General features: G+C 35.5%; 20 protein-coding genes and 2 pseudogenes. 5 read left to right on the forward strand and 17 right to left on the reverse strand.

What is annotated here, in order from left to right:
* Positions 1 to 101: 101 nt before the first annotated feature.
* The 17 genes and pseudogenes from OPR48_RS03300 to OPR48_RS03385 form a co-directional block, all read right to left on the reverse strand.
* Positions 102 to 359, reverse strand: a complete 258-nt coding sequence (locus tag OPR48_RS03300; protein WP_010405430.1) for a phage tail assembly protein — start codon at positions 357 to 359, stop codon at positions 102 to 104.
* Positions 360 to 442: 83 nt separating this feature from the next.
* The gene (locus OPR48_RS03305) at positions 443 to 724 is read right to left on the reverse strand and encodes a type II toxin-antitoxin system RelE family toxin (RefSeq protein WP_010082215.1); all 282 of its coding nucleotides are present in this window, start codon (positions 722 to 724) and stop codon (positions 443 to 445) included.
* On the reverse strand, positions 708 to 908 hold the full coding sequence (locus tag OPR48_RS03310) for a hypothetical protein (protein WP_007303020.1): 201 nt from the start codon (positions 906 to 908) through the stop codon (positions 708 to 710). The genes OPR48_RS03305 and OPR48_RS03310 overlap by 17 nt, the downstream gene beginning before the upstream one ends.
* A 61-nt stretch (positions 909 to 969) precedes the next feature.
* Entirely contained in the window at positions 970 to 1,476 is a 507-nt protein-coding gene (locus OPR48_RS03315) for a phage major tail tube protein (RefSeq protein WP_253309024.1), read from the reverse strand.
* 11 nt (positions 1,477 to 1,487) lie between these two features.
* A complete protein-coding gene (locus tag OPR48_RS03320; RefSeq protein WP_265017285.1) occupies positions 1,488 to 2,663 on the reverse strand; it encodes a phage tail sheath subtilisin-like domain-containing protein in 1,176 nt (391 codons plus the stop codon).
* A gap of 320 nt (positions 2,664 to 2,983) precedes the next feature.
* Positions 2,984 to 4,474, reverse strand: coding sequence for a hypothetical protein (locus tag OPR48_RS03325; RefSeq protein WP_265017284.1), 1,491 nt, complete (start codon positions 4,472 to 4,474; stop codon positions 2,984 to 2,986).
* Complete coding sequence (locus OPR48_RS03330) at positions 4,471 to 4,665, reverse strand: hypothetical protein (protein WP_265026558.1); 195 nt, start codon at positions 4,663 to 4,665, stop codon at positions 4,471 to 4,473. Before OPR48_RS03330 ends, OPR48_RS03325 begins: the two co-directional genes overlap by 4 nt.
* 4 nt (positions 4,666 to 4,669) lie before the next feature.
* A complete protein-coding gene (locus OPR48_RS03335; protein WP_265026559.1) occupies positions 4,670 to 5,857 on the reverse strand; it encodes a hypothetical protein in 1,188 nt (395 codons plus the stop codon).
* A gap of 16 nt (positions 5,858 to 5,873) precedes the next feature.
* Positions 5,874 to 7,793 (reverse strand): DUF4815 domain-containing protein, encoded by a 1,920-nt coding sequence (locus tag OPR48_RS03340; RefSeq protein WP_265026560.1) that lies wholly within the window; start codon positions 7,791 to 7,793, stop codon positions 5,874 to 5,876.
* Positions 7,794 to 7,799: 6 nt separating this feature from the next.
* A pseudogene (locus OPR48_RS07270) lies at positions 7,800 to 8,482 on the reverse strand (hypothetical protein).
* A gap of 86 nt (positions 8,483 to 8,568) precedes the next feature.
* Positions 8,569 to 10,617: an AAA family ATPase gene (locus OPR48_RS03355; protein ID WP_265026563.1), complete on the reverse strand. Its 2,049-nt coding sequence runs from the start codon at positions 10,615 to 10,617 to the stop codon at positions 8,569 to 8,571.
* 22 nt (positions 10,618 to 10,639) lie between these two features.
* Positions 10,640 to 11,878, reverse strand: a complete 1,239-nt coding sequence (locus OPR48_RS03360; RefSeq protein ID WP_265026564.1) for a helicase RepA family protein — start codon at positions 11,876 to 11,878, stop codon at positions 10,640 to 10,642.
* Positions 11,875 to 12,375 (reverse strand): hypothetical protein, encoded by a 501-nt coding sequence (locus tag OPR48_RS03365; RefSeq protein ID WP_265026565.1) that lies wholly within the window; start codon positions 12,373 to 12,375, stop codon positions 11,875 to 11,877. Before OPR48_RS03365 ends, OPR48_RS03360 begins: the two co-directional genes overlap by 4 nt.
* Positions 12,376 to 12,413: 38 nt before the next feature.
* On the reverse strand, positions 12,414 to 13,202 hold the full coding sequence (locus tag OPR48_RS03370; protein ID WP_265026566.1) for an AAA family ATPase: 789 nt from the start codon (positions 13,200 to 13,202) through the stop codon (positions 12,414 to 12,416).
* A gap of 11 nt (positions 13,203 to 13,213) precedes the next feature.
* Positions 13,214 to 14,035: an ATP-binding protein gene (locus OPR48_RS03375; protein ID WP_265026567.1), complete on the reverse strand. Its 822-nt coding sequence runs from the start codon at positions 14,033 to 14,035 to the stop codon at positions 13,214 to 13,216.
* Positions 14,036 to 14,245: 210 nt separating this feature from the next.
* Positions 14,246 to 14,404, reverse strand: coding sequence for a hypothetical protein (locus OPR48_RS03380; protein WP_265026676.1), 159 nt, complete (start codon positions 14,402 to 14,404; stop codon positions 14,246 to 14,248).
* 45 nt (positions 14,405 to 14,449) lie between these two features.
* A pseudogene (locus tag OPR48_RS03385) lies at positions 14,450 to 14,623 on the reverse strand (sigma-70 family RNA polymerase sigma factor); the annotation flags it as partial.
* A 582-nt stretch (positions 14,624 to 15,205) separates the two neighbouring features.
* On the opposite strand from OPR48_RS03385, the gene OPR48_RS03390 reads away from it, so the two are divergent.
* From OPR48_RS03390 to OPR48_RS03410, 5 genes are all read left to right on the forward strand, one after another.
* On the forward strand, positions 15,206 to 15,667 hold the full coding sequence (locus OPR48_RS03390; RefSeq protein WP_265026616.1) for a crossover junction endodeoxyribonuclease RuvC: 462 nt from the start codon (positions 15,206 to 15,208) through the stop codon (positions 15,665 to 15,667).
* Between the two features lie 103 nt (positions 15,668 to 15,770).
* Entirely contained in the window at positions 15,771 to 16,991 is a 1,221-nt protein-coding gene (locus OPR48_RS03395) for a DNA modification methylase (RefSeq protein ID WP_265026568.1), read from the forward strand.
* A gap of 16 nt (positions 16,992 to 17,007) precedes the next feature.
* Positions 17,008 to 17,493, forward strand: a complete 486-nt coding sequence (locus OPR48_RS03400; protein WP_077188119.1) for a hypothetical protein — start codon at positions 17,008 to 17,010, stop codon at positions 17,491 to 17,493.
* Between the two features lie 19 nt (positions 17,494 to 17,512).
* The gene (locus OPR48_RS03405) at positions 17,513 to 18,997 is read left to right on the forward strand and encodes an ankyrin repeat domain-containing protein (RefSeq protein WP_265026569.1); all 1,485 of its coding nucleotides are present in this window, start codon (positions 17,513 to 17,515) and stop codon (positions 18,995 to 18,997) included.
* Entirely contained in the window at positions 18,994 to 20,817 is a 1,824-nt protein-coding gene (locus tag OPR48_RS03410; protein WP_265026570.1) for a phage terminase large subunit family protein, read from the forward strand. The genes OPR48_RS03405 and OPR48_RS03410 overlap by 4 nt, the downstream gene beginning before the upstream one ends.
* Positions 20,818 to 20,820: the final 3 nt, after the last annotated feature.

Here is a 20,820-nt window from a genome sequence, read left to right on the forward strand (position 1 = left end):
CCTCGCTGCTTTATGCCATAAGATAAATTCATTAATCTCCATATCAAGTATTTGTTCAACCCCGCCTCCTACAACAGAGCTGAACATTAATACTTCTAATCTCAAGTTTTTTGGATAATCGGTGAAAAAAAATCCTTTAATACCTCTTGAATTTTCACATAATCAGCAATATCTAACTCTTCAATTGCTTCTTTTGCAACTGATGTTAAATTGGCAGTCAAAGTTACTTCTTTACTAAGGTCACTACCATTTAAGCGTTCAATTGCAAGATAGTCTCTAACTTTTGGACGTCTAACAGTAAGTTCTGAGACAGAAATTCCATCAACTGTTATTGGGTTATTAAGTGTTATAGCTTGCATGTTCCTCCTTAAAAAGTTAATGAAATAAAAGTCTATATCGGCTTTTACATAACTAATTTCTTTGTATGGTGCTATAAATAGGATTAGCTTTGATAAGAATCTTTTCTGTGTTCAATTGAAGTAATAACTACTGTATGTTCTGGTACATCTATATAATAAAGTATACGATAGGTACTCACCCGTAGACTACGTTGTCCACTTAAGTTATGCTTTAATGGCTTTCCAAGTCCAATTGGATCAACTGTTAGACGCTCCATTATTGCCTTCTTAATCATTAACTTTACTTTTGCTGGAAGAGCCGGAATGTCTTTCTTTATAACAGATTCTGAATAGTCTATATTGTAAGGCTTAATCCCAGAAGGCATCTTGATGTTTAACCCTCTTTTCTTTATAGCGTTCGTCAGCAATCTTAGATAATTCCATATCTTCAATTTCTTCTTCCATTAATTCAGTTAATAACTTTAAAACGGACTTGTCTTGAGATTGTGCTACACTAACAAGTAAACCAGTTAGCTGCTCTATGGAATTTGTATGAGCTTTAGAATCCATATTAACTATATACCTACAACTTCTTATATTTTAACATTTTTATGTAATTTTGTCAACCATATTAGATCCCTAGAATCGTTTGTAGCAAGGCCATTTGATCAACGCCATTTATCTTTCTAATCATATTCTCAGCATCGATTTCTATCAGCTCATTGCCACCTATCGTAAGTTTATAATAATGGGCAGCTACAGTACACTTCAGCGTTGCTTTTTCAGCAGGTTTCCAGCTACCAAAATCAAATTCTTTAAAAATGCCTCTTAAATTGATTATTACAGCTTCAATATCATTGCTACCACTACCTTGCATTCCTCCACGGAGCGTCAAAGCTACTGAATTTCCATCTATCAAACCAAAAAGTCTAAAAAGTTCTGAATCATATTCTGCAAAAGTAAAATCAGCTTCAAGCTTTTCCATGCCCATATCAATATTTATTGGAATATCCATACCACCAGCTCTATATTCATCTGTTTTTATGGTAAGTTTTGGCAAGGTTATTTCATCTATTTTTCCTGCATAACCACGACCATCAACGAATACGTTAAAATTTCTCAGTATTTTCGGTAACACTTTGCTTTCTCCTAACTTATATTTACGAGATGAGATTTGAATGTTATTTGTTCTGCCGGATATGGTGGTGTAAACTCAAAGTCAAAATACACTTTCCCGCTTGCAATATTTGTTGGTGTATTAAGCTCTGGTGTTGCATAACATTTTCCGCTGATAATCGCTCCTTGCGCTTTTAAATTTGCCAAATAAGAATTCACCCCTTCAATCACATCATCTATATAAGTTTTGGTAATATTGCGATCAACTGCCCATAAATGAGCTCGAAGTAAACTATCGTTAATTAAATCTGCAGTCCTTCTCACTGACAAAAAAGCCCATTTTGAGTCATTTGAACATGTTCTATTTCCCCAAAGCCTATAGCCATTTTGATGAATTATCGTTGTTACTTCATTTTCATTTAAGTGGTTTGCTCGAGAGATTCTATCGCCAAGTGTAAAATCAATAGGCCTGCTTGTGCCAACAATACCATTTATCTCTTTGTTTGAAGGTGAATGCCAAAATCCTTGTTCGCTATCTACTTTCGCTATTAAACCAGCTACAAATGGACTCGATGGCAAGATTTCTTCTTTTCCTTCAATAAATACCTTAACCCATGGATCAACTACGTAAATTCTTGAGCTGCCTACGCTTTTTCTCCACTTTATTGCTTCTTCATCATTGGTATTTGGTCCATCTGCTACTATTATGCTTCTCAGCTTTTCTGCTATAGAAATTAATGCTGCAACTACTGGATTTTTGCCATCTTCTGGTAGTTGGTGAGTAAACTGAGGTGCAATTAATATTCTTGGAGCAACATGAACTATACTTTCACTGCTGAGGAATGCCTCTATTCCCTGGTATTCTCCGGTTTCTTTATCAACTCCTCCAATTACATTTTTCAGCGTTTCTTCTTTTTTTAATTTTGGATCGCTGTTTTCACTTTCTTCAACTCGAATAACTACTATTGTTGCTCCCATTTGGGAAAATATTCCATTTACTGCAGAAGGTAAACTTCCACTCTTTCCAAGCCTTGCTGCTTCTTTTAAACTTCCTGCTATCAGTACTGGTTTATTCAGTGGAAATTTTTGCTCATCAGCTTCAGGTGCAGTACCAATTACACCTATCACTGATGATTTAGCTGTACGTACTGATCTTGCCCCTGAGGTTACCTCAATAACATTTACACCATGTAAAAATTGTTCTGTCATATAGTTGCGTTATAAGTTTGCTAAAACTTGCTCTTTAAAATTGTTAAAAAACTCTGTAACTCTTTGATTTCCCTAATTTTCTTCTTGTTCCAAATCTTCTGATTACTACTTTTTAAGATTTAGTATATTTATTAAAATAAAGACAAAAACTAGAAAGTATAGAAAATTTCTCATTTTGCAATAACTCCAACTCAATATCTTCTTTACTCCTCTTGGCAATTTCTCCCCCTTCTGTTAAACGATTATCAATAAAAATCCTCTCTAGCTTGTTTTCAAGTATTGTTATTTCAACTTATTTGTAAGCGTATTTTCTTCCTCTTTTACTGCCAAAGCTTATATGTTGCATCTAACCCAGGACATTGCCACGCTCTTAATGTCCTTTCTACATCTATCTCAAGCCCTTTGGTTAAAAAATTGCTGCGAAAATTATATATTCCCCACTGAATAAATTGACCATAGATTGTGCTATACGTGTGCTCACTTGCAAAGAACTCAGGTGTCTCACCAACTCTTTCACCTTCTGAGTGAAGATTGGATGACGTATAAAGTAACACTGTAACAGTTTTTCCTGCTGGAATGATTATGTTACCTGATGCAATAAATTCAGGACTGCTAATTTCATGCTGGTAAATACGTGTCCAAGTAATTCTCGAAATATCTGACTTCCTTGTGTTAGTTTTATCAGGTGTACCTATAAATAATCCTGCTCCTCCATAATTAACTTCATCTTTGTACCACATTGCAGATCCAACAAAGTTTAGAGTTTTACTTATATCTACATTGCTTGTGTTTTTTACGAATATTACTCCCAATGCAGCATAAGGGTATTTCAGCATATTGAATTGCTCAGAAAATCCATCATACATAAATCTTGGGTATGATTCTCCATAGATAAATGTACCTTTGCTTCCCTCTAAAAAACTGAGTTGTCTTGGCCGATAAAAACTAACATAGCTTGTATCATATGTGTGAGTACCTGCTAGTAGTTGTAGCATATAGTCTGTTTTTGTTACATCACTACTCCACTGACCAAGCTCAGTTGTAAAAGTTCCGTGGCCAAAGTAATTATTTTTTCTACTTAGTACACCAAATAAAAAAGGTAATGCTCCAGGTTCAATCATATGACGATTTCTTACTTCTTTCATGATTGATGAGCCACTTGGTACATCATTTATGGAGTTAAGCTTGGTTGGTTCTCTGCTCCTTATCTCCCTCATAATCGATGAACCACTTGGCACATCATTAACAGTACGGAAGTTATTCACTAAACCTTTTAGACCATCTTTATGATCATTGCCAACACTATTTATTGCTGCAATGTTGGCATTCTTTCTCGTATCAAGTAGCGATATATGTGAATCTGATGATGCTTTTAAAGTATCCAAGGTATTAGTTTTTAGCGTATTGATCTCATTTACAGACTTTGTCTTTGCTACAGTTATTGCCGATATTGAATTTTCCTTATTGGTATTTATGTCATTCAAATGTGATCTTGCAGCGTTTAGAAGTTCTTTTAACTTACCATCTGTCATCTGTACAATTTCAGAAACTGCACTTTTGCCAATTATTGATTCCAGTGCTTTAGCAAGATATGCTAGTTGATCTGGTGTACTATTTGCTGCTAAATCTTTAAGCCTTCTCTGTAGTGCATCAATTATCTCTTTCACTTCAGTCATTTGCACAATGTCAGAAATAGCTTTTTTATCTGCTATCAATTCCAGAGATTTTGCAAGATATGCCAGTTGATCAGGTGTGCTGTTTGCTGCTAAATCCTTTATCCTTTGATGTAATGCTTCTATTGCTTCTTTCATTCCCAAAAATTCAAAAAAGTTTCAAATCTAAATCGTTTAAAATTATTTTTTAGTTGATTATGCTCATCTTCTCTTTCGGTAATATCTTCATCTATTTTTTCTATAGCTTTTCGAATACGTACTACATCTTCCACTGCAATGTTTTCTGGATGTGGTAGTGTATATCCTCGTTTGCTTTGGTCATTTGGCATTGATTTAAGTAATAATCACTCGCAAATTTTTCACTTTTGGCCGATAGACAACCGTTCCACTCAAAACTAATTTTACCCTAGTCTCATTAGCATTAAAATTTGATAGCAGATGAGTTCTCTCTACCCAATTTTCTCCAATTGGTTTTCCTGATGTTAAGTTTACTAATTGCCATTCTCCCACGTTTTTCTCTACATAAGTTTTAATGTCTGCAGTGCCAGGTATCAACGCATCATATGTTATGGTGATCTTAGTGTTAGCTCCTGCTGTAATACTTCTTGTAACATAATCTCCTTTTTCCCCTATATTACCCATAACTAGCTGTAACCCAGGATATAGCACTGGACTTTTTTCTCGCCCTCCTTTTAGGCTTGCCTTTACTGTTAGCTCTCCAGATAATCTTTCACGCAGTGCAAGTGGCAAATTATCAGACAAAAAGTTCTCTTTTCCCTCTTCATCTGTTAAGATAAACTCCACATTGGTATCAAATGCTACTTTTTCAACATTTGTTAAAACTATTAAATCTGATACGTTGTTTGCAGTAACTTTTCCCAGATCAATAACGTGAGAACTTTCGCTAAATTTTGCTGCTAGTAATCGAAACGTTAAATCTAAATTTTGATGTGGAGTCCAGGTACTTGCATTGCTAGATGAGAGTAATACTCCTACTTGATATGGTTGACTCGTTACCCAACGGCTATTTACTGTATCATACTTACCAAGTTCTGCTATTTTTACTGCAGTACCCGAATCATCAGTAAGCAGTACTATTGCATACTCCTCTCCTGCATGGCAAAACACTGGTGACCAAGTAATACGTGTTGCCGTACCATCTATCTTTATATCTTTTGGCTCAATATAGCTTTCAGCAATGACAGTCTGCGAGGGCATTCCCACTGCTGTTTCTCTAATCTGCACAACAACACGTTTTTTGCCTTTATTTATAAACCATAGCTCCACACCTCCTATGTGCCTACTCTCATTTAAAGTAAATGTTTGTGCTAAAGGATCAACTCGTCTTGCTGCGATCACTCTTCTTCTTTCTTCTATAGTAATAGTTTTTTTACCAGTATAAGTTGCCTCTCCATAGCTTCCTTTATTCCCATAAAACTGTACTAATTTAGTACCTGCTGGAATGTTTGCTGGGATTTTTATTTTTCCCTTTATTTTCCCCTGATTATTGGCTGTTAACATCTTTTTTTACTCTTTCTTATTCCATAGGTTGAATACTTATTCCGTCAAATCTTACTTCTTTAAGCTTTTCACCTGGCTCAAAACCTTCAATTTCAAAATCTTGTACTGCTTCTCTCATAAATTCAGCTTCGTATGAAGTACTTGACAGCAGCTCTGTTATTTCCGTAATATTAAATACTTTAGTTACTGGACTTTTCCAATTCGTGGTAACCTCTGTCCAGTGATCAATATCTTTATTTAGAGTAATTTGTGCTGGTACTGGATCAAAAGCTTGATACGGATTAATTTTTTCTCCTTTAGTCTGTAAAAGCTGCTCCAGTACTGGCTCAAGTTCATATGGCAATAAATAAGGTTTTTTCCCCTTTTCAACATCAATAATTTCCACGTCTATTGGCAATATCAGTTCTTTATTTACTATCGCTGCAGACTGCGAAATTCCCTGATCACGCACATCATCATCAAAGAATGAATCAACAAACACTCCTTTTTTGGTGGTAGGTTCTCTTGAATTTGCATCACTGCGTAGACGTTCCTGTGCAACCAGCGCATAAAGATCATTTATTCCTTTTTTCATTGCTTCAAGTTCATTCATCGGTACAGCATGAATAGCATTATTCACTATTTTTACCCCTTCGCCTTTTTTCCACGTCTGATGAATGTAGCAGAGCAAAAGTTGTCCAGAGGGTGCTTTAGGCATCGATGGTCGCCAAGGGTGAGAAATTCCTTTTATTCTTCTTACCACTCCTTTGCTATCGATAGTAATTAAATCAAAGCGGGGCATTTTCCAGGTGTAATCAATCAGAACCAAGCTGTTATCAACTGCTCCTTTTACTTTACACCCCTGCTCACTTATATCTTCAGGGCTTACATGAGTGCGAGAGCGGTAGGTTATCAGGTAACTACTTCCAGGAGCTGGCTCTTTACCAGGTAATGACCAATCGACGTTTCCTGCATTTAACTTATAGTCTATACTGTTTTCATAAATAACATTGCCTTGCTTAGTTTGAATAATCTCAAGTACTGCAGAGTCAGGTATCGGATCAATGGCTCCTGAATATGAACCGTGAGTAACAGTGATGGTTTTTTGAATGGTGATATCTACTTTCTTGATTTCATTAATTGGAAAATCATTAACTTTAAGTTCCATTACTCTTTGGCTATTTGGCTGAAAAGTATGTGGTTCTGATTCAACTGATTTTATATTCGGATCTTCATCAAAAGAAACACGAATACTATGAGGTAACTCAATCTCATAACCATCAACATGAGCTTTACCCTCATTAATCACGAATACTTCTTTTCCACCTTCTTTATGTAGAAACATTACCTCTAGGCCATTTACAACGTAGGAACCATTGGCTTCTTTATCATAACGAGCAAGAGCTGTAGTTACTATATTTGCTTGTGGTGGCGGTGAATGTTCTATCAATACTCCATTTTCAATATTGTAAATTGGGTAAAATTCGCCATTTGTAGAGTTAACAGTAACACTTTCTACTTGATATCCCCAAATGGTGGAAACTTTAAGCCTTGCAGCTCCTACTTCTTGATAATTACGTGTACCAACAGCAGGATCACGAAGATTTTCATCCTCAAGTTCTGTAATGGTAGATTCTACGTAATAAACACCGATACGAACTATAGTATTAAGAGGAACAACAAACTCTTCTTTTTCGACTTTTCTAACTGCACCACGCAGATAGATTTTTCCTCCTTCAAGTGTAACTTTACCAGTTTCTCTATCTATAATACAATTGCTTCCTGTTATAACATCACCATCACGGAATATTGCATCACCTATGCCTTTAAGCTTAGAGAGAGCATACTCCTGAGTCTCGTTTAATTCTGCTGACTGTAGACCTCTTCCTGCCAGGAACAAGCTTTTTTCGTATTCTTTGTCAGGATTAAAGCGGTTATAATAACTATTTAAGGTCATTTTGTTTCAAAAAGTTACAACAAATGAAAAAGTTTCCCGAGTTGCAGATGTTCTGATAAGTGGTACGGTATGTTCTAAAACTAACAAAATTCCAGGATTTTCCACGTCTTTTGGCTCGAAATATCTCTGTCCTTCAGGTAATCCTTCTTTTATTTTAGTACCAACCATAACCCCTAATTCCCGTATAACTTGATTTGCTGCGTCCGTGAAATCGAAAGTAAATTTAAGGTACAAGTTATTAGTTGGTACATTTAAGGGCCTAAACCTTCCAGAAGGAGTTATAAGTTCGCCATTTTCATCACCTGTGCAGAATAGCACTTCATCTGCAGTACGTCTGCCAAGTTCATTCAAGAGCTTTATAGAATTTATAGTTCAGGTGGTGTGCTTTCAGTATGCTGTACAGTAACTTTATCACTTACTGGAATAGAGCTATTTTCCGTACGTTTTATTAGACCAGTACTACTATCAACTGTATAGTCAACACTTGGCTGATAAGTTGTTTGTCCGATAAAAACTTTTACGTCTTTAATGGGATGGTGATCTAGGGCTATTTCACCCTCAACAAAAACTTTTTCGACCTGATGGCTACTTTCCCAATTTGCATCACCACTGCCCCAGGCAAGATGTAGAGGTTGCTCTTTTATGCTGGCTGCTATTGCTGCTCTTCCTGATTGTGTGAGTATTGACATTTTTCTCCCTATATTATATATATGTACGATGACTTCAAAATTCGTCCGCAAAAATCAAAATATTTTTTTTATATCAGAAAAAATTTTTAGGAGAATAGCTCAGCTCCACAGCTAAATTTTCCAACACCACGAGCAAATGGTCCGCTAGGAATGTCAAGCCATTTATCTTCTTTTGAACCAGTAGCCATTCCCTTAACCAGCTTCCGTGCTTGTAACAGCTCTTGAACTATACGCTCCATTCTATCTCTCCCTATACTGTGAAACTCCTCAGGTAGTCTATGCCGCTGTTTATACACTCCTGTACTTCCTGTATGGGTAAATGGATGTCCAGAAATTGCTGCTCGTGTAATTGCAGTTATAAGATGCTGCTTTGAATCTTTTTCGTTCATATTTTTTATTTTTAATCTTTCAGTTATGTCTTCTAACAATCCTGTTTCTTCATTTCTTAAATAAGTGCGTAAAGTGCGATCAGCCAAACCGTTTGCTTTAACAATTGCTCCATAAAATAATGCGTTCTGTCTTACAGATTCTCCTATTGATTTAAAAATTGTCGGTTTAGCTGCATCTTCCACAGACCAAAAAGCGTATGAACACCTAACACCATTAACAAGAGCAGATGTACCTCTAATGGCATCTCGTGCTTGCTCAACAGTCGATATAGGTTTTTCACTTTTTGGCTTTCTCATATGGTGGGCAGTAATTATTGATGCTCCAGTGCTACCTGCTAAATCAGATAATAAAGACATCAAATAATCGCCTACGGCTGGGTCAGTATTTAAATCAGCATGCACAAATGATGCAAGTGGATCAAATACGATTAATTTTAAGTCTTTTATTTTATTAAGTTGTTTTGTTATCGATTCAAATTCAGGAGAAGTCTCTATAACTTTACCTGAAACACTCTTTATGATTGTAAGTGATCCACTAACATTTGGTAATGGTACAATAAAGAGCCTATCCTTATATTTTAATCTTTCGCATTGCGAATCAAGACGCTCTAAACGACGATGTATTTCACTCATATCATCTTCTGCTGAGAAAATTACCACAGATCCATGTTCAGTAACTAAAGGACCAAAACCACATGGCTGATCTTTTCTACTCGCAACTTTCAGTGCTAAATCAAGCAGAAGCATACCTTTACCAGTATCTCCCATCGCAGCTAGAATAGATGTTACTCCTAAAGGAAATAACCCTTCAACAAGAAACTTTTGCTCTGGTACTGGACCTATAAAACGTTCTACGCTCCATTCTTGAATATTAAGCAATTGCTTAACGATGATTTTTTTCGAGTTATTTTCAATGAATTCAGGAATATTCATCTTTTCTTCTATACCATCAGCTGAATCCCATCCTTTTGGTTTATTGTCAGGTATTTCAAGAAGAGTAAGTAATAAAACACCAAGAAAAGTAAGCTTTTTCACAACTTTCTCAGCATATTGTTTACCTGGTTCATCATTGTCTGGCCAAATAATAACATGCTTACCCTTAAGTGGTGACCAGTCTGTTTTTTCTATTGGTGCATTTGCTCCTAACATTGCAGTTGTGGCAGTCATACCTTGCTCTATCAGAGCATCTGCACACTTTTCACCTTCAACTAAAATCACCTTATCAGATTTCATGATACCTGGAATATTATATAAAGGCCTGGTCTCTGGTGGAGTAAAATTAGACCTTTTTACATCAAAAGGAAGATATCTTTTTCCTGAATCAGTGTTATAACGATAAACTGTAGCAATCACTTGATCACTTTCATCGTAATAGTTCCATGATGCCGTTGGTTGCCCCAGAGTGTTATTTTTTTCCGAATAACCAATCCACTTAGCAATATCTTCTATCGTGTCAGTAAATTGATTTTTTCCAGTAACAGCAGCCCAAAGATCAAAAATATCTCCTCCTTCTCCGGTAGAAAAATCGTGCCATAATCCGGCTTTACTGCCAGTTAACTCAACTATCATACTTTTCCCTTTACTGCCTTGCAGATCACCTACATAGAACTTATCACCACGAAAAGTTCCTCTTGGCAGTAAATAAGAAAGACATGACCTTATATTTGATAGGAGTTGAGTTCTTAACTGTTCTTTCTTCCCTAATAATTTATAATGTCCATTTCTTTGTGAACAATAAATATCCATAACTACCTGAAAATCTGTGTTTTTATGTTCTAGCTATAACGTTAGCAGATTTCCAACATCCATTAATCTTGTTGATGAATTTTGTTAGTATAGATCTACCGTTTCTAAGTTCATATACTACTTGCAAGATATTTGTACGTTTATTGGGTTGAAATATTACTATTCCAGATGTATAAAAACTTCTTAAAGCGTTAGCACCAACGAGAGCTTGAAATAGATTCTTTTCCAATATAGAGGTAGATACTTTTTTGGTGTGATTTGTGATGATTATTCCAGCCATAGGATTAATCTTGGAACGTAGTTTTTCTATTGCATGCTGCAGACCATAGTTAACGGAATTATAAGGAGAATCAATCACAACTAAATCAAACTTTTCCTCTACCATATTTTTTATTTTTTCTATACCTTCTTCATTTAAGGTCAAATTCATCTTGTTCGTCACAACTAAGTTTTCTGTTGCTAAATGAGGAAGTTTGTTGAGTTGTTGTATACGTTCTCTAATATAATCATATTCCATTTCATTTTGTAGATAGAATATTTTTAGCGATCTTGTAGGTTTCATGCCAAGAAATGATCTTCCTGCTGCCAGATGTACTAATAGAGAAAGAAGAAAATGACTTTTGCCAATCTTTGGAGTACCACCTATGACCAAAAGACCACCTGGTGTCAAAATTCTTGGGCCTATTATATCTTTTGGCATTGGTGATTTGTCATTTAAGTAATGGTTTACAGAAAATGCTTTTTCTTCGTTTTGTTTTTCTTGTAATGTGGAACTTCTTTCATCTTTACCGTTCAACCATGTCTCAGCAGAATCTATATTACCTTTAACTAAAGTCCAAAGGTCTACTATATTTCCTTTCTTTTCTTCGATCAGGTTGTACCAATTTCCTGCATTTTCTCCTTCCATTTCAACTATTATCTTATTTCCATTTCTACTGCCAATATAGAATTTATCTTGGTAAGATTTGCCATCAGGCAACAAATAAGATAAACAATCTTTGATATTATTAATTAATAATGATTTTATTTTTAAAGCATTTTTAGATGAAAAATCCATAAAATTCTCCTTGTTTATTCCAAATTTGTTCAACATATTTTTTAGACGTTTAAAGTCAAGATTAGCCAGCTCACAAACAGTTTCAAAAGATCGTGAGCGAATCCATTGACAAGCCTCTTTTTTAAGTTTAGGGTTTTTTCCTGCTGCATCCTGAATAGCTCTAGTAATAACAGCAGCCCACAACTTTCCTTCGTCATACTTCAAAATGGTAACCAATCATCTTGAAAACTCTTTTGTAATTCTGGAGTAATAACTGTAGTAATCCTATTCCTATCTCCGTACGTATTATTAGTTTCAACGCCTACTTTTGCTGTAAACTCTAAATCGTTAAAATCAGCTATAGAGTTGATTCTTCTAGCAGTAACTGCTTTCTCTGAAGTGTCATTTGCATGAATATTTCTGGATGATTCCAAAATACTACGCAGCATAGAACGTCCAGATTCTCCCCAGATGTCTTCTTCACCTTCTGCTTTGCCATTTTTGATACCTATAATCTGAAAAATCTTGCGTTTTGCATATGGGCCTTCAGTGATGGTAAATTCTGCATTTAAATAGATACTGCCAGTAGTGTAGTTTTTAGTGAACCAATTTTCATAACCTCCAGGTTTTATTGCCATTTTTACCTTGACTATTGTACCTTTCGGTATTAAACTGCTCTGCAGTTTCGCGTTATTAAAATCAGTTAAAAAATCTTGTAGCATACGTTCTCCTATAAGTTGATTTTAAAGTGAAAAATTAGCTATTCCATTAGCTGCCAATGACCATTTATCTTATCGACAAGTTTGTTTGGCACGCGTTCACCATTACGAAGCTCAAATACTATCTGGCGTACACTGCTTTCTTCATCATGAGCAAACATCACCATACCAGTACTGTAAAATCCACGTAAAGATCCAGCACCACTTAGGCCTTGAAATGGATCTTCTTCGAGCATCTTTTTTGATAATTTTTTTGTATGATGAGTAAGTACAATACAAGCATCTGGATTGACAGCACTGCGTAACTTCTCAAGAGTCTTTTGCAGAAAGAATAACATAGCACTATTATCATTTTCATTTCCATATTCACTGCTAAAGATGTTACGTAATGGATCTATGGCCAAAACATCAGGTTTAAAGCGTTCATTCACAATTTCCTTAATTTCACTTATTTCATCATGATTAAATGATAAGTGCACTTTTGGCGTAATGATTAAGTTGTTAGCAGCTACATTCAAAAGTTCATTATCAAGTTGTTGCAACCGTTCTTTCATATATTCATATTCAATTTCAGTTTGCATGTAGAAGATTTTCAAAGGTCTACTTGGTGTCATACCGAGAAATGATCTACCAGCAGCCATGTGGACAAGCCAAGAGATCAAAAAGTCGCTTTTACCGATTTTAGGTGGGCCACCCAGTACCAATAAGCCTCTTTTTGTTAAAATTCTTGGTGAGATTATATCTTCTGGTATTGGCGATTGATCATTCAAGTATTCTTTCACACTGAAAAAAGGAATTTTTTGACCAATAGTTAAAAAGTTTTGTAGCATATAATAACCTCCTATATGTTGGGCGTGACAGGTTGAATTGCAAAAGCTTTAGTTTTAATTTTTGTAAGAAGTTTTCCTAGATGCGGTTCTTCAACCATATTAAGGCAACCACTTCGATCTTTAGCAGGATATCCCCAAGAATTAATTGTCTGACAGACAAATGAACGAACCTCTGTACCATCATCTTTCTTGATTCCAACCATACTGATTACTTCGTCAACTATCCCAGGAATTTCACTTGCGGTTTTAGTACCTTCACATTGAGGTAGCCAAGTTGAGCGATTGAAATCATCAAGGTATTGTCCAAGAGTTCCAACTGTAATGATGTCTTTATTTGGAATATGTTGAAACTGATTGAGCCAAGCCATCATCTCTTGAGCAAGTAATCCGTAAGCAGCTCTCATATCTTGCTTTCCTGATCTTTCAGAAAAAGCTTCAGGTTGCATTTTTGCCCATAATAGACATAAACGCGAGGCTACTGTAATACTATCGATAAAAATACAGCGATACTTGAGAAACTCCGAAGCAAGCTCTCTGTATTTACTGGATACATGCTCATAGTGTCTTTGGCTATATGCTGAGTCAGATTTTAACGCAGGATTAGGACCACCTATGAGACATGCAATATCTCTTGCCTCATTCCAAGTACGAATACTTACAGAATCCCCTTGCCAATCTTGAACAGCAAGTAAACCTGCCTCAAAATCAAGACAAAGTGTTGGTTCATTTATGGTCTTTAAGAGACTAGTTTTACCTATACCATAAGGACCAAAGATGACCATTTTTATACCTGTTTGAACTTTTAGCCGTTCATTGCTGTTCATTATTTTCATTTTTCTCCCAGTACCTAAATATATATGTACGATGACCTAGGCAATTCGTCCGCAATTTGCAAAAAAAAATTTTGAGCAAATATAATCGAGAGCTTATAACTTCTCTAAAACTGAGAATTTATTGCGTATTCGTTCTAGTGTGCGATAGATAGTTGTCTTTGGTATTTTGGTTATTACAGAAACTTCAGTAATAGTAAATACCTTAAGTAATTAACATAAATTACTATCTTTTTCAGACAAAGTTGAAATTATATTATTTATGTCAGTGCGAATTATCGCTTCGATTTCCGAGTTCCTATGATCTGGAATATCGTCGTTTATATCATCAAAAGTTATATTACGTTTTAGACATAACTGATTGCGTAACATATTGCGAGCACAATAATTAGCTAATCTAGCAACGAAAGTACTAAAACTACTTCTTTTCTCATCGTGCTGGTTAAGATATTGCCAAACCTGACAAAAAAGCTCTTGTTCTATATCTTCGAGACTTTCGTTAATAAAACAGCTTTTGGATTTAAGGCGCGAAGCTTGAAATCTCACATGTTTAACAATTGTAGAATCGATTCCTTGATAAGAATTCTTCATAAAAACTCCAAAAGTTTCATGAATAGAGATTTTTACCAAGACTTTGTATGACTAATTTATTATAAAAAAGTAGTAATAATTTTTTTATCTAAAAGAATAAAATCTTTAAAAATTAAAATAAGATTTAAACGTTTTGATACACTACTGAAGCTACTTTTTCATAGGTAAAAAACTACCAATTTCGTACCTAATTTCTGAATTACTAATTAGTATTTCAGAAAGCAGTAATCGTTAAGTTATTGATAATATTGTCTTTTTTATGTTCTATTCCTAAAAGCCGTTTCTAAAGTTAAGTGGCTAAAATCGGCCAGTGAAGAGGATTTACGGATTACTGAAGTCTTATATATATTATATATATATTTAAATACAGGTAAAATATAATATATGATAATATAATAATATAAATATTGGCGTAATATAAGTTATGTAAAATAGTTATTAAGATAAGTAAAAACTCAAATGGCAGGATATGAAATTTTTTTTAATTTTTTTTCAAAATTGCGGACGAATTTGCGAGTCATCGTACATATATATTATACAGGGCATTGAACTTTAATTACACAAAGGAGTTTTTGTACGTCAATCTTAACACTAGATCTCGGCAAACAAACGGGCTGGGCAATTCTAACAGATGGAGTAATTGAAAGTGGAAGCAAAAGCTTTCATGGTAGCCGTTTCAGTGGAGGTGGAATGTGTTTTTTAAGTTTTAACAATTGGCTTAATTCTTTGAAACATGAGTTCACTGCAGTGTATTTTGAGGAAGTAAGAAGACATCTAGGAACTGATGCAGCTCATTGCTATGGTGGTTTTCTTGCAGTGCTGTCTGCTTGGTGTGAAGAGAACAATATTCCCTACCAAGGTGTTAATGTTAAAGCTATAAAACGCTTTATAACAGGCAAAGGTAATGCAAGTAAGAGTGAAGTTATTGAAGCTGTAAAGGAAAAAGGGGGTTTGCCTAAAGATGATAATGAATCTGATGCTTTAGCATTAATGTTCTATGTTATGGATTTCAGTAAAGATATTAATAAGATGAAAAATCCATAAAAAGTGGGTCCTTTCGGCCATAATGGCGGGTTTGGTGGGTCAGACCCCAGGCCTTCTCTAGCGTCAGATATATTTTGAATATTAATTTTTTAATTATTAAGATATGAATTTAGCAATCCACTACTATCCTACTCGAAACCTAGTTGAATATGAGCGTAACCCACGTAAAAATGACGATGTGGTCAACAGAATGTGTGCTTCTATTCGGGAATTTGGCTTTCGTATACCAATAGTTGCAAAAAGCGATGGAACTGTGGTTGATGGTCATTTAAGACTTAAAGCAGCAAGAAAGCTTGGTATGGAGAGTATTCCAGTGGTTTTAAGTGATAATTTAAATGAACCACAAACCAAAGCTTTTCGATTACTGGCCAATCAATCAGCTAATTGGGCAAAGTGGGACGATGAGCTTTTAAAAGTGGAAATTCAGGAGCTAGAAGATTTACAGTTTGATCTTAAAATGACTGGATTTGAATTAGAAAAAGTTCAACGGTTTCTTGATGATTTAGATGGTGAAGAAGAAGATCTTTCTGACTTAGTTGTTGATGACAAAAAAGTAGAAATAACAAAACCAGCTGATTTATGGATTTTAGGTGATCATCGAATCTATTGTGGTGATAGCTCTTTAGTTGAATCATATAAAGCGGTATTAGATAATAAAATGGCAGATATTACCGTATGTGATCCTCCATATAACGTTGATTACGGTAGCAGTCAGGAAAGAGAAGAGAAAAAAATATTAAACGATAATCAAGGTGAAAAGTACGAACTTTTTCTCTACGACATCTGTTCCCATATTTTAGCATATACGAAAGGTGCAATTTACATCTGCATATCATCATCAGAGTTTTCAACGTTACAAAAAGTATTTGAGGAAGCGGGAGGGAAATGGTCAACATTTATCATTTGGGCAAAGAATCACTTTACGCTAGGAAGATCAGATTATCAAAGACAATACGAAGCAATGCTCTATGGATGGAAAAGCGGCAATAAACGTGAGTGGCATGGGGGTAGAAATCAAAGTGATCTGTGGTTTTATGATAAGCCAACGCACAATACACTACATCCAACAATGAAGCCAGTAGAGCTAATGGAAAGAGCAATAGTTAATAGCAGTAGATCAGGAGATATCGTACTTGATCCATTTAGCGGCTCTGGAAGTACACTGATTGCATGCGAGAGAACAGGAAGAATTTGTAGGACAATAGAGCTAGATTCAAAATTTGTAGATGTAACTATAAAACGTTGGCAAATATATACCGGAAGAGATGCCATTTTAGCCGGTACTGGCAAAACCTTTTCAGAGATTCAAGAAGAAAATTTGTAAAAAAGAAGCAAAAAAAGTGGAAAAGATCACACAAACGGAATGGGCAAGAGAGATAGGAGTATCAAAGCAATATGTCTGTTATTTAGTAAAGAAAGGAATAGTTGAGTTGGAGGATGGTTTGATCAGTAGAGAACAAGCAAATGAAGCGGTGGCAGCAATAAGAGATCCAAGTCAGCCACTTAGGAGGAAAAATCCAGAAAACGAAAATACAAATAACCTTTCTACAATGTTGCTAAAAACGCGAATAAAAAATGAGATGGAACGTGGTAAACTGCTTGAGGCGAAAGCTAAGGCTGGGATTGGTGAACTTGTAGCAGTAGAGGAAGTAAAGCGCGATGCATTTAATGTAGCAAGAGTTGTCCGTAATAATTTGCTTAATATTCCAAATAGAGTTTCAGCACTGCTTGCATCACTGAGCGACACTGAAAAGATTCATAAGACGCTAACCGAAGAGATTACAAACTCATTACAAGAATTATCTAATACTAAATTTCAAATATAAAAAAGATTTTGAATATAAAATGGCTGATAACTTAAGTTTGGAGTTAATAAAATGTCTCATCAATCAACCTGGATTAGATGTTAATGTCAGAGGATTAAATGGAAAGACACCACTACATTGCGCTATAGAGTTTGACGAGTCAAGCATGGTGGATTTATTACTCACGAAGAAGAACATTAATCCTTTTGTTGAGGACAATGAAGGCAAAACCTCCTTAGATTATGCCAAAGAAGGTAAAAAAGCAGAAATATTACAAGCATTAATCAATCACAAATACGGATCAGAACAAGATAGCTTACTTCATTTAGCTGCAATGATAGGTGAAGTTAATGCAGTTAGATATTTGATCAGAAAAGGTATTGACGTTAATGTACGAAATGCTCTGCATCATACACCATTACATCTAGCATCAGGAATAGGACATGAGAATATTGTCAAAATTTTAGTGGAAGAAGGAAATGCTGAAATAGATGTCTTTGATGCACGAAATCAGACACCAATGCACTATGCAGTTAATAACAAAAAGTTGGAAATAGTAAAGTTACTGCTAAAGCTTGGAGCAGATGTAAATAGCGCACGCATGGGACAAAACTCAATGAAATTGTCGCCTGTTCATATAGCTGTAAGTAATACTAATTACGATGAAAGAGATTTGTGTCTTGATATTCTCAAATGCTTAATAAAGGAGCCTAATGCTCAAGTAAATTTGCAAGACTACGAAAATAAAACGCCACTACATTACGCTGAAAGACTTAAAACAATAGAGGTTTTACTAACTCGAGAGGATATAGATCCTTTAATCAGGGATGATAATGGTAAGACACCATTTGATTACGCTAAACCTGAGATAAAGAAGGCTTTGATGAGTAATAAATACGGTTCTGAAAAGAATAGTCTACTACATTTAGCTGCACAAAGAGGAGAAATTGAGCTTGTAGAGTCTATCTTAAAAGAAGAAATCGATATTGATATTGTAAATAATAAAGGTTTATCACCGGTTTACCTTGCTGCGGAAAAAGGGCATTTACATGTAGTAAAGTTATTGCTGAAAAAAGGAGCAAATTATACACCTGTTTTACATTTAGCAATTAAATCAAACAATTTAGAGTTACTTAAAGTTTTATTTACTGAAAAAAATGGTGCATTGCTCTGCAGAGATACCGTTATTAATTTTCCAACCCTTCATAATAAATATATAGCACAGAGAGAAATAGCAGATAAAAGGATGAAAAAACATAATAATATTATCTGCATCTGTATTACAGTTAGCGCAGTAGCAATGGCAGCATATATAGGTTTAACAGCAACAACAATAAGCAGTGCAATCATTTTTGCAACAACAACAGGGATATTTGCGCTTATTATAGCACTAATGATAAGTGAGATGAGCAAAAGATATATAGAAAAGGAATTTCAGAAAAAGATGTTTATGGAATTGGAAGAGTGTAGTTCTACTGTTAATGATGTTGAGATAGAACCAATTATGAGTAGATGCAGACAATGATATACGCCACATCTTTTTCTGAAGGTTTAAAACCAGATCCAGAGCTTAAAGTATCAGAGTGGGCAAATGAGTATCGAGTTTTAGCGCCAACTGCAGCATCAGAGCCAGGTAAATGGAGAACAGAAAGAACTCCTTATTTAAAAGAAATCATGGATTCACTTTCTCCGTCCTCACCAGCAGAAAAAGTAGTATTCATGAAAGGAGCGCAGATTGGAGGAACAGAAGCTGGTAACAATTGGATAGGCTATATTATAGATCAGACTCCTGGTCCAATGTTAGTTGTGCAGCCAACAGTTGAAATGGGAAAGCGTTGGTCAAAAGGAAGATTTGCGCCGTTAATAGAGAGTACGCCATGTTTAAAGAGTAAAGTAAAAGACCCAAGGTCAAGAGACTCAGGCAATACTGTACAAAGTAAGGAATTCCCAGGTGGAATAGTAGTAATAACTGGAGCAAACAGCAGTGTAGGACTGAGGTCTATGCCAGTAAAATATCTCTTTCTTGATGAAATAGACGCCTATCCAGGAGATTCAGGTGGTGAAGGAGATCCAGTGCTGCTCAGTATTGCTCGAACTAATACATTTGCACGGCGAAAGATTTTTTTAGTATCAACACCAACGATTCATGGAATAAGCAGAATTGAGAAAGAATTTGAAGCAACAGATAAGCAGTACTTTTTTGTACCATGTCCGTATTGTAATTACTATCAAGTTCTAAAATGGTCACAAATTAAATGGGAAAACAACGACTCAAGAACAGCACATTATGTCTGCACTGAATGTAGCGGCAAAATAGAAAATCATCAAAAGACAGAGATGCTTGAGCGTGGAGAATGGAGACCTACTAATAGAGTAAAAGGTGAGAAAAAAGGATTTCATCTTTCAAGTCTTTATAGTCCAGTAGGCTGGTATAGCTGGACTCAAGCAGTAGAAGATTTTCTTCATGCAAAAGAAAGTGAACAATTACTAAAAGTATGGATAAATACTACGCTTGGAGAAACCTGGGTAGACAAAGGAGAAGTACCAGATTGGAAGCAATTATTTAACAGGAGAGAATTTTTTCCCGTAGGCACAGTACCTAGGAGAGAAGTGGTGCTTACTGCAGGAGTAGATGTCCAAAAAGATCGTTTAGAAGTAGAAGTTGTAGCATGGGGAAAAAGCCGCGAAAGTTGGTCAATAGAATACCGAGTATTTGAAGGTGATACTGGAAGAGGAGAAGTATGGGGAAAACTCTCTGAGCTCTTAAATCATCATTTTATCGGTGAAAATGGTCTTGAATACATGATAAGTATGATGGCGGTTGATGCTGGGTATGCGACACAAGAAGTATACAATTGGGTAAGAGATCATCAAGGCTCTGGAAGAGTAATGGCAGTGAAAGGTGTAAATAAAGCTCTAGTACCACTTAGCAGCCCAAGTAGAGTAGATATAACAGTTGGTGGTCAAAAGCTAAAAAGAGGAATAAAGCTCTGGCCAGTGGGAGTATCGATTTTAAAGTCAGAACTTTTTCAATTACTTAATGTTTTAAAGGACGGTGAAGAAGCTCCAGCAGGATACTGTCATTTTCCCGAGTATGCACCTGAATATTTTAAGCAGCTAACGGCAGAGCAATTAGTCAGCAAAGTAGTAAAAGGTTATACCAAACAAGAGTGGCAAAAGGTAAGAGAAAGAAATGAAGTATTAGACTGTAGGATTTATGCAAGAGCAGCATCGATAGCACTGGGAATAGATAGATGGCCAGAGAGTAAATGGAATAGTTTAAGTGAAAAACCAGAAAGTAAAAAATCAAAGAAAATAGTGAAAAGCAAATGGATCAGCGAGTAGTAA

Source organism: Wolbachia endosymbiont (group A) of Bibio marci, assembly GCF_947251645.1.
GTDB lineage: Bacteria > Pseudomonadota > Alphaproteobacteria > Rickettsiales > Anaplasmataceae > Wolbachia.

Excerpts from the sequence above, each read along its gene's own strand:
- OPR48_RS03300 (WP_010405430.1), bottom strand. The coding sequence starts at position 359 with ATGCAAGCTATAACACTTAATAACCCAATAACAGTTGATGGAATTTCT.
- OPR48_RS03305 (WP_010082215.1), bottom strand. The coding sequence starts at position 724 with ATGCCTTCTGGGATTAAGCCTTACAATATAGACTATTCAGAATCTGTT.
- OPR48_RS03310 (WP_007303020.1), bottom strand. The coding sequence starts at position 908 with ATGGATTCTAAAGCTCATACAAATTCCATAGAGCAGCTAACTGGTTTA.
- OPR48_RS03320 (WP_265017285.1), bottom strand. The coding sequence starts at position 2,663 with ATGACAGAACAATTTTTACATGGTGTAAATGTTATTGAGGTAACCTCA.
- OPR48_RS03325 (WP_265017284.1), bottom strand. The coding sequence starts at position 4,474 with ATGAAAGAAGCAATAGAAGCATTACATCAAAGGATAAAGGATTTAGCA.
- OPR48_RS03330 (WP_265026558.1), bottom strand. The coding sequence starts at position 4,665 with ATGCCAAATGACCAAAGCAAACGAGGATATACACTACCACATCCAGAA.
- OPR48_RS03335 (WP_265026559.1), bottom strand. The coding sequence starts at position 5,857 with ATGTTAACAGCCAATAATCAGGGGAAAATAAAGGGAAAAATAAAAATC.
- OPR48_RS03340 (WP_265026560.1), bottom strand. The coding sequence starts at position 7,793 with ATGACCTTAAATAGTTATTATAACCGCTTTAATCCTGACAAAGAATAC.
- OPR48_RS03355 (WP_265026563.1), bottom strand. The coding sequence starts at position 10,617 with ATGGATATTTATTGTTCACAAAGAAATGGACATTATAAATTATTAGGG.
- OPR48_RS03365 (WP_265026565.1), bottom strand. The coding sequence starts at position 12,375 with ATGCTACAAGATTTTTTAACTGATTTTAATAACGCGAAACTGCAGAGC.
- OPR48_RS03370 (WP_265026566.1), bottom strand. The coding sequence starts at position 13,202 with ATGCTACAAAACTTTTTAACTATTGGTCAAAAAATTCCTTTTTTCAGT.
- OPR48_RS03375 (WP_265026567.1), bottom strand. The coding sequence starts at position 14,035 with ATGAAAATAATGAACAGCAATGAACGGCTAAAAGTTCAAACAGGTATA.
- OPR48_RS03380 (WP_265026676.1), bottom strand. The coding sequence starts at position 14,404 with ATGTTACGCAATCAGTTATGTCTAAAACGTAATATAACTTTTGATGAT.
- OPR48_RS03395 (WP_265026568.1), top strand. The coding sequence starts at position 15,771 with ATGAATTTAGCAATCCACTACTATCCTACTCGAAACCTAGTTGAATAT.
- OPR48_RS03405 (WP_265026569.1), top strand. The coding sequence starts at position 17,513 with ATGGCTGATAACTTAAGTTTGGAGTTAATAAAATGTCTCATCAATCAA.
- OPR48_RS03410 (WP_265026570.1), top strand. The coding sequence starts at position 18,994 with ATGATATACGCCACATCTTTTTCTGAAGGTTTAAAACCAGATCCAGAG.